General features: G+C 67.4%; 11 protein-coding genes and 1 pseudogene. 4 read left to right on the top strand and 8 right to left on the bottom strand.

Features of this window, described 5'->3' with window-relative positions; translation table 11 throughout:
- The 3 genes and pseudogenes from ADBZ6I_RS10775 to ADBZ6I_RS10765 form a co-directional block, all read left to right on the top strand.
- Positions 1-811, top strand: a pseudogene (locus ADBZ6I_RS10775) (hypothetical protein); the annotation flags it as partial.
- Positions 812-965: 154 nt separating this feature from the next.
- Positions 966-2,195, top strand: coding sequence for an LGFP repeat-containing protein (locus ADBZ6I_RS10770; RefSeq protein WP_526383625.1), 1,230 nt, complete (start codon positions 966-968; stop codon positions 2,193-2,195).
- 47 nt (positions 2,196-2,242) lie between these two features.
- On the top strand, positions 2,243-2,500 hold the full coding sequence (locus ADBZ6I_RS10765; RefSeq protein ID WP_526383623.1) for a hypothetical protein: 258 nt from the start codon (positions 2,243-2,245) through the stop codon (positions 2,498-2,500).
- A 236-nt stretch (positions 2,501-2,736) separates the two neighbouring features.
- On the opposite strand, the gene ADBZ6I_RS10760 is transcribed toward ADBZ6I_RS10765, so the two are convergent.
- From ADBZ6I_RS10760 to aspS, 4 genes are all read right to left on the bottom strand, one after another.
- Positions 2,737-3,375 (bottom strand): DUF1942 domain-containing protein, encoded by a 639-nt coding sequence (locus tag ADBZ6I_RS10760; protein WP_526383621.1) that lies wholly within the window; start codon positions 3,373-3,375, stop codon positions 2,737-2,739.
- Positions 3,376-3,496: 121 nt separating this feature from the next.
- Positions 3,497-6,409 (bottom strand): MMPL/RND family transporter, encoded by a 2,913-nt coding sequence (locus ADBZ6I_RS10755; RefSeq protein WP_526383619.1) that lies wholly within the window; start codon positions 6,407-6,409, stop codon positions 3,497-3,499.
- Positions 6,406-6,810, bottom strand: a complete 405-nt coding sequence (locus ADBZ6I_RS10750; protein WP_526383627.1) for an MmpS family transport accessory protein — start codon at positions 6,808-6,810, stop codon at positions 6,406-6,408. Before ADBZ6I_RS10750 ends, ADBZ6I_RS10755 begins: the two co-directional genes overlap by 4 nt.
- A gap of 335 nt (positions 6,811-7,145) precedes the next feature.
- Complete coding sequence (gene aspS / locus ADBZ6I_RS10745; RefSeq protein ID WP_526383617.1) at positions 7,146-9,107, bottom strand: aspartate--tRNA ligase; 1,962 nt, start codon at positions 9,105-9,107, stop codon at positions 7,146-7,148.
- A gap of 171 nt (positions 9,108-9,278) precedes the next feature.
- Between aspS and ypfJ the strand changes: the two genes are divergently transcribed.
- Positions 9,279-10,157 (top strand): KPN_02809 family neutral zinc metallopeptidase, encoded by an 879-nt coding sequence (ypfJ, locus tag ADBZ6I_RS10740; RefSeq protein ID WP_526383615.1) that lies wholly within the window; start codon positions 9,279-9,281, stop codon positions 10,155-10,157.
- Positions 10,158-10,243: 86 nt separating this feature from the next.
- Here ypfJ and ADBZ6I_RS10735 read toward each other — a convergent pair whose 3' ends face one another.
- The 4 genes from ADBZ6I_RS10735 to ADBZ6I_RS10720 all read right to left on the bottom strand — a co-directional run.
- Complete coding sequence (locus tag ADBZ6I_RS10735; RefSeq protein WP_526383613.1) at positions 10,244-10,801, bottom strand: Rv2576c family protein; 558 nt, start codon at positions 10,799-10,801, stop codon at positions 10,244-10,246.
- Between the two features lie 42 nt (positions 10,802-10,843).
- Positions 10,844-11,314, bottom strand: coding sequence for a hypothetical protein (locus ADBZ6I_RS10730; protein ID WP_526383611.1), 471 nt, complete (start codon positions 11,312-11,314; stop codon positions 10,844-10,846).
- A 134-nt stretch (positions 11,315-11,448) separates the two neighbouring features.
- Positions 11,449-12,708 (bottom strand): histidine--tRNA ligase, encoded by a 1,260-nt coding sequence (gene hisS / locus ADBZ6I_RS10725; protein WP_526383609.1) that lies wholly within the window; start codon positions 12,706-12,708, stop codon positions 11,449-11,451.
- 87 nt (positions 12,709-12,795) lie between these two features.
- A partial coding sequence (locus tag ADBZ6I_RS10720; protein WP_526383607.1) for an MBL fold metallo-hydrolase occupies positions 12,796-13,408 on the bottom strand: 613 nt, incomplete at its 5' end.

Genomic DNA, 13,408 nt, shown 5'->3' with positions numbered 1-13,408 from the left:
CAACATCATCGAGAAGGTCATCGAGAAGCCGGTCGACCGCGTCGTCGAGAAGATCGTCGAGAAGCCCAACATCATCGAGAAGGTCATCGAGAAGACCGTCGACCGGGTCGTCGAGAAGATCGTCGAGAAGCCCAACATCGTCGAGAAGGTCATCGAGAAGCCGGTCGACCGGATCGTCGAGAAGATCGTCGAGCGGCCGAACATCATCGAGAAGGTCATCGACCGCCAGGTCGACCGGATCGTGGAGAAGGTCGTCGAGCGGCCGAAGATCATCGAGAAGGTCATCGACCGCCCGGTGGAGAAGGTGCTCGAGAAGACCGTCACCAACCCGGTGCTGGTGGAGAAGCTGATCGAGCGCGACGTCGAGTTCATCAACGAGCGCATCGTCGAGCGGCCGGTCGAGACCCGCGTCGAGAAGATCGTCGAGAAGCCGGTCTACGTCGAGGTCGAGAAGATCGTCGAGAAGCCGGTGGAGCGGATCGTCGAGGTCGTCGTCGAGAAGCCGGTGATCGTCCACAAGTACGTGGAGCGCGAGGTCGAGCGAATCGTCGAGCATGGTGCTGACGAGGTGCACACCAGCCGGCGCACGATCGCCAAGGGCGCCGAGGTGAAGGCTCAGTACATCGAGCACGGAACCCGTGAGGTCGAGTGGGTCGAGCGTTCGACGGGCGAGCACCCGGACGATGACATCGTGGGCGACGAGTCGACGGTGTTCCGGGCCAGCGAGTCCTACATCGTGGACGAGCCCTACATCGCGGATCCGAAGGATCCCCGGTACCGGGCGGACGATCCGCGGCACCGTCGGTCCTGACGCTGCCACCGCACAGCGTGACGCCGGGGCGGTCGAAACCCCCTCCCGCCCCGGCGTCATCCCACTGTTTCGGAGGACACGTAGAGACCCCAAAGAAATACATCCATCCCCACTGCAATACCCTTCACTGGAAAAAACACCTAAGGAGTTTGTTGTGACACCAAATGCGTCACCGCGTCGTCGCGGTGCCTCGCTCGCTCTGGGCGGGTTTGTCATGGTCGCCGGCACCATGCTGGCTACGCCCGTGACCGCCTTCGCGGAGCCGGCCGCCGACGCGGTCGCCGCCATCGACGAAAAGGGCACCAGCTTTGCCGCTGAGTTCCCCTGGTTCGGCGCCCCCGCCGGAGCGGCCATGGACGTCAAGGGCGGCGCCATGCGCGATTACGAGGGTGGAACGGTCTACTACTCGAAGGAGACCGGCGCTCACGCCATGTACGGCGAGATCCTGAACCGCTACAAGACCCTGGGCGGCCCGGAGAGCGACCTCGGCTTCCCGAAGAACGACGAGAGCGACACCGGTGACGGTGTCGGCCGGTTCAACGAGTTCTCCGCCCCCGAGGGTGCCGCGATCTACTGGAGCCCCCAGTCCGGCGCTGTGGTCATCAAGGGCAAGGTTCTGGAGGCCTGGAACCAGTCCGGCGGCATCAAGGGTCCGTTCGGATACCCCACCGCCGACATGTCTCTCATTGACGGCGTTCAGACCGCTAAGTTCGCCGGGCCCGAGGGCACCGAGATTCAGTGGTCCAAGGCAGCCGGCCTGGTGACCATTCCGGCCGCGCTGGCCGCGAAGATCCCCGGCTTCAGCACAGGAGGGACCACATCAGTGAGCAAGGCAGTGACAGCGGCGAAGGACGCCGTCGAGGACAAGGGCGGCTTCAATTGGTGGTGGCTGCTGCCGATCCTGGCCCTGCTGGGTCTGCTGGGCTTCCTGCCCAAGCTGTTCCGCAAGAAGCCGGTCGTCGTTGAGCCGGTGAAGGTCGCCCCGCGCGCACCGGAGGTCAAGAAGGTCGTCACGCCTCCGCCGGCGCCGCGTCCGGCCCCGGTCGCTAAGCCGGTGACCCCGCCGGCCCCGCCGCGTCCGAAGCCGGTCACCCCGCCGCCGCCGGCCCCCAAGCCGGTCGTCAAGACCCCGCCGCCGGCCCCCAAGCCGGTCACTCCCCCGCCCGCCCCGCGTCTCGTTGAGAAGGTGCGCGAGGAGATCCGCGAGGTCAAGGCTGAGATCCACGAGGCCAAGGTTGAGCACGAGGTGACCCCGGTCATCCGCTACGAGACCGAGACCCCCGCGGAAACCTCCATCCAGGTGACCTACGAGAACAACGCGGTCGACGGTGTCGTCAGCCGCGCCGACAAGAGCGACACCGTTCCGGACCGCCTGCAGGATTGATCTGAAGGCTCCACTCGGACAGTTCAACCCTTTAAGGAGAACAACACATGGAATGGTTACTGGGAGCCGCGGGCGGTCTGCTCGGCGGTAACGCGGCCGGAGCGAAGGGTGGCCTCGGCGTAGGCGGCAACAGTGCCGTCGGCGCCCTGGGCGGCCTGCTCGGCGGCGGTCTCGGCAGCAGCCTGACGAGCGGCGGCAGCGACATCATGCACCTCGTCGGCGGCCTCGGCGGCGGCGGCATCGGCGGCGCTGTTCTGACTGCCGTCGTCGGAATGGTCATGAAGAGCCGCAACAAGACCAGCTGACGCTCTAACCAATACCGGGACACCCGGCACGAAGCATCCACTTCGTGCCGGGTGTTTCGTTATGTGATGGAACGCGACAGCCCTAAGGGTGGGCAAGGCTAACGGCGGGCAAGGCGAGCGTGCGTATCGGCACGCAGACACGCCGCGGTGGTGTGCAGTTTGTGCACGCTCACGGGGCGGTACCCGGTGGTGTCTCACGTGCCCCGGTTCCGCGCTCCGGGGTGCTCAATCCTGTCTTAGCCGCGGAAGCCCGGCTGGGCGACCTCGGCCGGGGTGAGCTGATACGGCGCAGGCGCAAGATCGTTCGGCGTGGCCACGATGCCCGGATTCGACTCAGCGGGCATTGAGCCCGGGATGACCTGGGACCGCTCCGGCATCGGGGGACCGGAAGGCGGCGGAGGCGGGGACGGCTTGTCCCAGAATCGCTCCAGCGGCACATCGCCGGGAATCCAGGCCAGGATGTCGCGGATGCCGTCGTTCCAGACGACGCTGTTGGGTTCAGGCCCCGTGACGTCGAAGTACAGCCTGTTCATGTTCGAGGCACCCTGGATGGCCGGGTAGAACACGCCCTTTTCCGTGCGGGCGCCGAACCGCTCGATCATCGGATTGGTGTTGGTGCCGAAGCCGTCGATCCACAGGTTGGCCGCGAACAGCTTTCCGCGGTGCGGCACCGGGTCGTTGCTCGGGCCGAAGTCATCGACGACATACCCGATGTACGGGAAGCCGTTCGGGCCGTTCAGCCGTTCCTGCTCACCGAAAACCTTGATGTTGTCGGCCGCGGACGCCGGTGCGGCGGTCACGACTCCTCCGCCGATCGCGGTCGCGACGGCGACGGCGGCTGCGGCTGCGGCTGCGGCTAACTTCGTGCGGTTCACTGTGGCCCCCTGACTTCGCGGTGTTTTCTTCACGCAAAACTTTACTAGACCGCTCGAGATCGGCCCAGAATATCGAGGGTGGTCGGCCCAGAATATCGAGGGTGGTTCGCAGCGCCGAGCCTCAGTGCCGGCTGCCGGCCTCAACCGGGTCGGTGAGCGTCTTCCCCGCCGTTGCCTGAGGCGACGGCCACGGCTGCGGCACCGGACGCTGCCGTACCACCTGCGGCCACCAGAACCAGCGGCCCAGCAGGGCCGCGATCGACGGCGTCATGAACGCGCGGATGACGAGGGTGTCGAACATCAGGCCCAAGCCGATGGTGGTGCCGACCTGCGCGAGGATCTTCAGCTCGCTGAAGCCCATCGCGGCCATGGTCATCGCGAAAACCATGCCGGCCGAGGTGACGACCGAGCCGGTGCCGGCCATCGAGCGGATGATGCCGGTTCGCAGACCGGCGTGGATTTCCTCTTTGAACCGCGACACCAGCAGCAGGTTGTAATCCGAGCCCACCGCCAGCAGGATGATGACCGACATGGCCAGCACCATCCAGTGCAGCGGGTGGCCGAGGATGTGCTGCCAGATCAGGATCGACAGGCCGAACGAGGTGCCCAACGAGATCAGCACCGTACCCACGATCACAGCGGCGGCCACCACACTGCGGGTGATGATCAGCATGATCACGAAAATCAGGCTCAGCGCGGCGACCCCGGCGATCAGCAGGTCGTAGTTCGCGCCTTCCTGCATGTCGTTGAAGGCGGTCGCGGTGCCGGCCAGGTAGATCCGCGAGCCCTCCAGGGGTGTGCCCTTGATGGCCTCGAATGCGGCGTTCCTGATGGTGGCTACGTGGGTCAGGCCCTCCGGGGACATCGGGTCGCCCTCGTGGGAGATGATGAACCGCACCGCTTTTCCGTCCGGCGACAGGAACATCTTCATCCCGCGCTTGAACTCCTCGTTCTCGAAGACCTCCGGCGGCAGATAGAACGAGTCGTCGTTCTTGGCCTCGTCGAACGCCTTGCCCATCGCGTTCTGGTTGTCCTGCATGGCCTGCATCTGGTCATACATCCCCGACTGGGTGCTCTGCATGGTCAGCTGCATGATCTTCATCGACTCCATGGTCGCGATCATCGGCGGCATCAGCGTGCGCAGCTGGGTGGTCAGGGCGTCAAGCTGACCAAGGACCGGCAACAGCTCCTTGATGTCGTCGGTAGTGGTGCTGATGCCGTCCATGGTGTCGAAGACCGACCGGATCGCCGCGCACACCGGGATGTTGAAACAGTGTGGCTCCCAATAGAAGTAGTTGCGCATCGGCCGGATGAAGTCGTCGAAGTCGGCGATATGATCGCGCATCTCCTTGACGTCTTCATAGGTCAGGTTCATCTTCCCGATCATCGACGCCGTGACGGCGTTGAGTTCGCCCATCAGGTCGTACATCTGCTGCATGTTGTCGATGCTGGCCTGCAGGTCGTCGCCCATTCTCAGCATGTCGTTCATGCGGTCCTGCAGGAACGACATGTTCAGCTGCTGCAGGGTGCCCTGCATGCCGAGCATGAACGGGATGGAACTGTGTTCGATGGGGGTGCCCTGCGGCCGGGTGATGGTCTGCACCCGGCCAACCCCGGGCTGATGAAACATCTGCTTGGCGACCCGCTCGATGACCAGGAAGTCCGCCGAGTTGCGCATGTCGTGGTCGCTCTCCAGCATCAGCAGTTCCGGGCTGAGCCGGGCGGCCGGGAAGTGCCGCTCGGCGGCGGCGTATCCCTCGGCGGCGGGAATGTCGGACGGCAGGTAGTGCCGGTCGTTGTAGTCGGTGCGGTAACCGGGCAGCGCCAGCAGACCGATCAGGCACAGCGCGATCGTGGCGACCAGAATCGGGGCCGGCCAGCGCACCACCGCGGTGCCGATCCGCCGCCAGAAGCGGATTCGCATGGCACGCTTGGGTTCCAGCGCCCCCAGGAAGCTTGCGACGGTGACCGTCGCCGGCCCGAGCGTGAGCGCACCCACGACCACTACCAGCATGCCGATGAACAGCGGAATACCCAGCGACTGGAACGTCGGCAGCCGGGTGAAGTGCAGGCAGGCCATAGCGCCGGCGATGGTCAGGCCCGATCCCAGGATCACGTGGGCGGTGCCGTGGAACATGTCGTAGTAGGCGGCCTCTTTGTCCATGCCGTTGGCCCGGGCCTCCTGATATCGACCGAAGAGGAAGATCACGTAGTCGGTGCCGGCGGCGATCGCCATCATCGTGAGCAGGTTCACCGCGAAGGTGGACAACCCGATCAGCTGATAGTGGCCGGCGAAGGCCACCACGCCGCGGGCCACGGCCAGCCCGAGGAACACCATGACCATCGCCAGCAGCACCGTGACCACGGACCGGTAGACGAACAGCAGCATCACCGTGATGACGCCGAAGGTGAGCAGCGTGATCAACTGCAGGCTGCGGTCACCGGCGATGTGGGTGTCGGCGATCAGTGCCGACGGCCCGGTTACGTAGGTCTTGACGCCCGGCGGCGCAGGGACGCTCTCGACGATTCTCTTGGCGGCGTCCACCGACTCGTTGGCCAGGCCCTCGCCCATGTTGCCGGCCAGATAGACCTGCACGTAGGCCGCTTTGCCGTCGGCGCTCTGCGAGCCCGCCGCGGTCAGCGGGTCGCTCCAGAAGTCCTGTATGTGCTCGACGTGCGTGGTGTCGGCATTGAGTTTGTCGACGATCTCGTCGTAGTAGCGGTGCGCCTCGTCACCGAGGGGCTGTTCGCCCTCCAGCACGATCATCACCACGGTGTTGGAGTCGAACTCGTCGAAGACCCTGCCGATGCGGTTCATCGCGATGGTCGAGGGCGCGTCCTCGGCCGCCATCGGCACCGACTGCTCCTGGCCGACCACCTCGATCTGCGGCACCGCGGTGTTGGTGTAGACCGTCAGCGCGATCCACACCAGGATGATCGGCACCGACAGGATGCGGATCAGATGAGCGATATGCGGCCGCTTGCGATTCGGAGGTGCTGGGGACGCGTGCCGCGATTTCGACCGCGTGATCATCCGGACTTGACGATGCAGAAGGTCTGCGCGCTGACCCCGCTGGACCACCGCTCATCCTTCACCACACCGTCGACGGTGATCCGGCAGCCGATGGTGTCGCTGTCACCTTGGGCGACGATGTTCGCCGCGGCCGCCGGGGCGGTGGTGCTGAGCTCCAACGTCCACGGCAGATAGACGTCGCGGGCGATCTGGGGTTCAGCGTCGAGGTTGAGGTAGTTGACGGTCGCGACGGTGCCCGGCGGGCCCAAGATCTCATAGACCACCGTCTTGGGGTTGAACGGCACGACGTCGTTGGCCAGCCCGCTGCCCGGCCGGGTGGTCTCGGTCCTGCCGAACAGGCCGTGCAATCGGTCCACGGTAAACACCGCGACGGCCAAGACGGCGAGGATTACCAGCGGCATCCAGGCTTTGCGCAGGAACCGGATCAGCCAGTAGCCGAGGGTCTTGCGGCTCCGCCGGGCCTTGGTCTTCGCGATCCTGGCCTGAGCCTTCGCTTCGGACTTGGCGCGCCGCTTCTGCCGCCGGCTGAGCGTCTTGACGTCAGCATCGGCTGGCGGCTGATCGGCAGCGGGATCGAGCGCCTCGGGGGTGGCGCCGGCCGGGGTATCCACGGTCACACGCCGCTCCTCTCCGCAAAACGCGGCTGAGCGTGGTGGTGCCCCGCGACCGTCACCGCTACATAGTAGGGCTAACAGTATGGGCTGGTGAAACGGTTGTGACGCGCGTCATCGGCTTGTCACGGTTGCGGCTTTGCGGCCTCTGGTTTGTGGTCCATCCCGGATTCCTTGCGCTGCTGGGCGGTGATCGGCGCCGGTGCATCGGTCAGCGGATCCACGCCGCCGCCGGACTTGGGGAAGGCGATGACGTCGCGGATGGAGTCGGCGCCGAACAGCAGGGCGGTGATGCGATCCCAGCCGAAGGCGATTCCGCCGTGCGGGGGCGCACCGAATGTGAAGGCGTCCAACAGGAATCCGAACTTCTCGCTCGCCTCAGCGTTGTCGATGCCCATCACCGAGAACACCCGTTCCTGGATGTCGCGGCGGTGGATGCGGATCGAGCCGCCGCCGATCTCGTGGCCGTTGCAGACGATGTCGTAGGCGTCGGCCAGTACGGCGCCGGGGTCGGTGTCGATGACGTCGGCGAACTGCGGCTTGGGCGCGGTGAACGCGTGGTGCACCGCCGTCCAGGCACCGGAGCCGACGGCCACATCGCCAGCCGCGGCGGCGTCGCCGGCCGGTTCGAACAACGGCGGGTCGACGATCCAGAGATGCGCCCAGGCGTTCTCCTCGATCATCTCGAGCCGGCGGGCGATCTCGCCGCGCGCCGCACCCAGCAGCGCGCGCGACGCCTTGGCCGGGCCGGCCGCGAAGAAGACACAGTCCCCCGGCTTGGCGCCGACGTGGGCAGCCAGGCCGTCACGCTCAGCGTCGGAGAGGTTCTTGGCCACCGGACCGGACAGTTCGCCGTCCTCGCCGATCAGCACATAGGCCAGGCCCTTGGCGCCGCGCTGCTTGGCCCACTCCTGCCAGCCGTCCAGGGTGCGCCGCGGCTGCGAGGCACCGCCGGGCATCACGACCGCACCGACATAGGGCGCCTGGAACACCCGGAACGGGGTATCGGCGAAGTAGTCGGTGCACTCGACGAGTTCGAGTCCGAACCGCAGATCGGGCTTGTCCGAACCGAATCGGCGCATCGCGTCGGCGTACGTCATCCGCGGGATGGGCCGCGGCAGGTCGTAGCCGACCAGCGCCCACAACGCGGCCAGGATCTCCTCGGCGACGGCGATGACGTCGTCGGAGTCGACGAAGCTCATCTCCATGTCTAGCTGGGTGAACTCCGGCTGGCGGTCGGCGCGGAAATCCTCGTCGCGGTAGCAACGGGCGATCTGGTAGTAGCGCTCCATGCCGCCGACCATCAGCAGCTGCTTGAACAGCTGCGGGCTCTGCGGCAGCGCGTAGAAGCTGCCGGGCTGCAGCCGGGCCGGCACCAGAAAGTCCCGCGCACCCTCGGGTGTCGAGCGGGTCAGGGTTGGGGTCTCGATCTCGACGAAGTCGTGGCCGGCCAGCACCGAGCGGGCGGCGGCGTTGACCTTCGAGCGCAACCGCAGCGCGTCGCCGGTGCCGCCGTCGCGGCGCATGTCCAGGTAGCGGTGCTTGAGGCGGGCCTCCTCGCCGGCCGGCTCGTCAAGCTGGAACGGCAGCGGGGCGCTCTCCCCAAGCACCGTCAGCGACGTCGCGTTGACCTCGACCTCGCCGGTGGGAATGTCGGGGTTGGCGTTGCCTTCGGGGCGGATCTCGACGACACCGGTGACGGCGACGCAGAACTCCGCGCGCAGGCGATGCGCCCGCTGTAGGACATCGCCCTCCCGGAACACCACCTGGGCGACCCCGGTGCCATTTCCCGAGTCGCTGCGCTCCTGCCCTCCGGTGCCATTTCCCGAGTCGCTGCGCTCCTGCCCGCCGGTGCCATTTCCCGAGTCGCTGCGCTCCTGCCCTCCGGTGCCATTCCCCGAGTCGCTGCGCTCCTGCCCTCCGGTGCCCTTCCCCGAGTCGCTGCGCTCCTGCCCGCCGGTGCCATCCCGCAGATCGATGAAGATCACGCCGCCGTGGTCACGGCGCCGCGCCACCCAACCCGCCAGGGTGACGGTCTGCCCGGCATCCGAGGACCGCAACGAGCCCGCGGCATGACTGCGCAGCACAACGCCTCCTGGAGGTTTTCGCTGGATTCGACGAACGAACGAGTGCCCAGTGTATGAGGTGCTCCGCGCACCGCCCGCGACGGCTCTCGACCACACCACCGGCCGATGCCGCTGTGGCAAACTGGACTCCGGCAGTCGCCCGGCCAGACGGGCCGAGCACAAGGAGCGGTCATGACCTTCAACGAAGGCATGCGGATCGACACCAGCACCACCTCCACCGGAGGCGGCGGCGGCGGGGGTCGCGGTATCGCGGTCGGCGGCGGCGTCGGCGGTCTGGCCATCATGCTGATCGCCCTGTTCCTCGGCGTCGACCCGGGTCCGGTCATGCAGCAGCCGATGGGCACCAGCCAGGCCGGAGCGGGTTACGACCTGTCGAAGTGCAAGACCGGCGCCGACGCCAACAAGTACGTCGAGTGCCGGGTGGTCGCCACCGGCAACTCCGTGGACAGCGTGTGGGCGCAGCTGTTGCAGGGCTACAAGCGGCCCGCGATGAAGCTCTTCAAAGGGCAGGTAAACACCGGGTGCGGCGCCGCGGACTCCGACGTAGGCCCGTTCTACTGCCCGGCCGACTACACGGCCTACTTCGACACCGACTTCTTCCAGGTCCTCAAAGACCAGTTCGGTTCCAGCGGCGGGCCGCTGGCCCAGGAGTATGTGGTGGCCCACGAGTACGGCCACCATGTGCAGAACCTGACCGGCGACCTCGAGAAGTCGCAGCAGGGCGCCAAGGGCGCGACCGGCGGCGGGGTGCGCTCGGAACTGCAGGCCGACTGCTACGCCGGGGTGTGGGCGCACTTCGCGTCGATCACCAAGCAGCCGGGCACCGACGTGACGTTCCTGCAGCCGTTGACCGACAGGGACATCGCCGACGCGCTGTCGGCGGCGGCGTCGGTGGGCGACGATCACATCCAGAAGCAGGCCACCGGCCGGGTGAACCCGCACTCCTGGACCCACGGCTCGTCGGAGCAGCGGCAGAAGTGGTTCACCGTCGGCTACCAGACCGGTGACCCGAACAAGTGCGACACGTTCTCCGCGCGCGACCTGGGCTGAGCGCTACCGGGCGCTGATCACCAGGGGCGCAGCGCGCTGATCACCAGGGGCGCAGCGCGCTGATCACCAGGGGCGCAGCGCGCTGATCACCAGGGGCGCAGCGCGCACTGCACGCCGCTGCCGCCCTGCTGGGACACCACGACCTGACCGTCGACGGCGATCTCGCAGCGGAACTCCGGATTGACCCGCAACCCGCCGCTGGCACTGACGAACGCCCACTGGGTGGGGTCGTTGAGGGTGGCCTGGAAGCTCCACGGCGCACCGGGGCCCACCTGGGTGCGCGCCATCGGCATGAACTCGGGTTTGTTCGCCGCGGCCTGGTCCGGTGGGTCGCCGATGACGTAGTAGATGTTGGCGGTCAGATCACTGGTGGTGGTCACCCGGTAGGTGACCTGATGCGCACCGGCGGGGATGGCCGAGGTCGAGGTGGCCGGGGTCTCCGGGGCGGCCGAGGTCGAGGTGGCCGGGGTCTCCGGGGCGGCCGAGGTCGAGGTGGCCGGCGCCGCTGAAGATGCGGGAGCGGGTGCGGCAGACGTCGGCGGAGGGCTGGGCGCATCGGACGGATCGGCCCCTGCCGCTGCGGCGGCGCCGATGCCCGCGGCCAGCAGAACCGCGGCGGCTCCCACTGCTGTCAGATGTCGCATACCGGCACTATCGGTGCCGCCGGATGCGGTGTTACCGACCGCTCAACCCGCATCGCGCAGGCCGTGGGGGCTCTGCTGCGCGGGCGTGACGACACTGGCCGCCGCCCCGAACAGCGTCACCGCGCCGGCCACCGCGGCGTCGACGAAACCGGTGAGGTCGGTCAGATCGGCAGGGCGGTATTCCCCGCTGGCCAGCAGCCCCACCAGTCGCGGGTCGCAGGAGTCATGGATCGTCGCCGACAGCGCGGGGGTGTCGGCGTTCCACCGTGCGACGATTTCGCCGAGGCGGGCCCGCTGCTCGGCCGGGTAGTAGCGGTCGGCGGTGACGCTGACGTGCACACTGTCGCGGTCGCCGGGTTCCAGGTGCACGTTGAGGTGGCCCTTCCTGTGCCGCACGAAGTCGACCAGGAAGAAGTATTCGTCGTCGTGGTGGCCCCGGAAATACCGCGCACCACGGGTGCGCAGGAAATCCTCGATCAGCCGGTTCATGCCCTGATCAACGGCGCCGGGCACCCCCGTGGTTCCCGCGTGGGGATAAGAAATCGGTGAATGTTGCCCGAAGAGCATCGACCGTTGAGTGAGGAACCCCGCAGCGGGTTACTCGCGATTGGTCTGCGTGGTTCCTCGGTCGACGGCGGGGGCGGCCGTCAGCCCAGCCTCGATCGCACCTCGCCGACGACGGAGTCGACGGGGAGGTCGATCTGCTCGCCCGTCGAGAGGTCTTTGACCCCGACGGTGCCGGCGGCGATGTCCCGGTCACCGGCGACCAGCGCCACCCGGGCACCGGACCGGTCGGCGGCCCGCATGGCGCCCTTGATGCCGCGGTCGCCGTAAGCCAGGTCGACACGGAGCCCGGCGGCCCGCAACTGCGCGCCGATCCGGGCCAGTTCCAGCTTGGCCTGCTCCCCCAGCGGTACCCCGAACACGTCGCAGCGGGTGTGCTCGCCTACCGGCTTGCCCTCGGCGCGCAGCGCCAGCACGGTGCGGTCCACGCCCAGGCCGAATCCGATACCGGAGAGGTTCTGCCCGCCCAGCTGCGACATCAGGCCGTCGTAGCGGCCGCCACCACCGATCCCGGACTGCGCACCCAAGCCGTCGTGGACGAACTCGAACGTGGTCTTGGTGTAGTAGTCCAGACCGCGCACCATGCGCGGATTGATGACGTAGGGCACCCCGAGTGCATCAAGGTGGGCCAGCACGGTGTCGAAGTGCCCCTTGGCGACATCGGAGAGGTGGTCGAGCATCACTGGGGCATCCACGGTCATATCCCGCACATGCTGACGCTTGTCATCGAGCACACGCAGCGGGTTGATCTGCGCCCGGGCCCGGGTGGCGTCGTCGAGATCGAGGCGAAAAAGGAAGTCCTGCAACAGTTCCCGGTACTGGGGCCGACAGGTGTCGTCACCCAGCGAAGTGATCTCCAAGCGGAAGCCGTCGAGTCCGAGCGAGCGGAAACCGGCGTCGGCGACGGCGATCACTTCGGCGTCCAGGGCGGGGTCGTCGACGCCGATGGCCTCCACCCCGACCTGCTGCAGTTGCCGGTACCGTCCGGCCTGCGGACGCTCGTAGCGGAAGAACGGCCCCGCGTAGCAGAGCTTGACCGGCAGCGCGCCTCGGTCCAGGCCGTGTTCGATCACCGCGCGCATCACCCCGGCGGTGCCCTCGGGGCGCAGCGTCACCGAACGCTCGCCGCGGTCGGCGAAGGTGTACATCTCCTTGGACACCACGTCGGTGGACTCGCCCACCCCGCGGGCGAACAGCGCGGTGTCCTCGAAGATCGGCAACTCGATGTCGCCGTACCCGGCGCGCCGGGCGGCGGTCAGCAGGCCGTCGCGCACGGCGACGAACTCCGCCGACTCCGGCGGCAGGTAGTCCGGAACCCCTTTGGGGGCTTGGAAATCAGGCACGGCCGTCGCTCACAGTGTCAAACTTTCGCCGTCGCTCACAGTGTCAAACTTTCGCCGTCGCTCACAGTGTCAAACTTTCGCCGTCGCTCACAGTGTCAAACCTTCCAGGAACGGGTTGCCGTGGCGCTCGAACCCGATGGTCGACGACGGGCCATGGCCCGGCAGCACCTTCGTCGTGTCGTCGAGCACCAGCAATTTGTTGAGGATCGAGCCGAGCAGGTCGCGGCCGCTGCCGCCGGGCAGGTCGGTGCGCCCGACCGACATGTGAAACAGCGTGTCCCCGGTGAAGGCAATCGGCGGTTCGCTTCCCCCCGGGTCGGTCCGGAACACCACCGAGCCCTTGGTGTGCCCGGGGGTGTGGTCGACGACCACCGTCATCCCGCCCAGGTCCAGGGTGTCGCCGTCCCGGTCCAGTTCGACCACCTGCTTGGGTTCGCGGAACAGGGTGCCGAAAGCGATCTGGGCGATCCGCGGGCCGAACCCGCGGATCGGGTCGGTGAGCATGAACCGGTCCTCGGGGTGAATGAACACCGGACAACCGAAGGTGTCGGCGACTTTCTGCGCCGACCACAGATGATCGATGTGACCGTGGGTGAGCAGGACGGCCGCCGGAGTCAGCCGGTTCTCGTCGAGGATGCGGCGCAACGGCCCGAACGCGCGCTGGCCGGGGTCGACGATGATCGCGTCGGCACCCTGGTGC

Origin of the sequence: Mycobacterium sp., from assembly GCF_044342925.1 — a bacterium.
In the GTDB taxonomy this organism is placed as follows: Bacteria; Actinomycetota; Actinomycetes; order Mycobacteriales; family Mycobacteriaceae; genus Mycobacterium.
The sequence above is the reverse complement of the archived record's forward strand: the minus strand, read 5'-3'. Positions and strand labels throughout refer to the sequence as shown.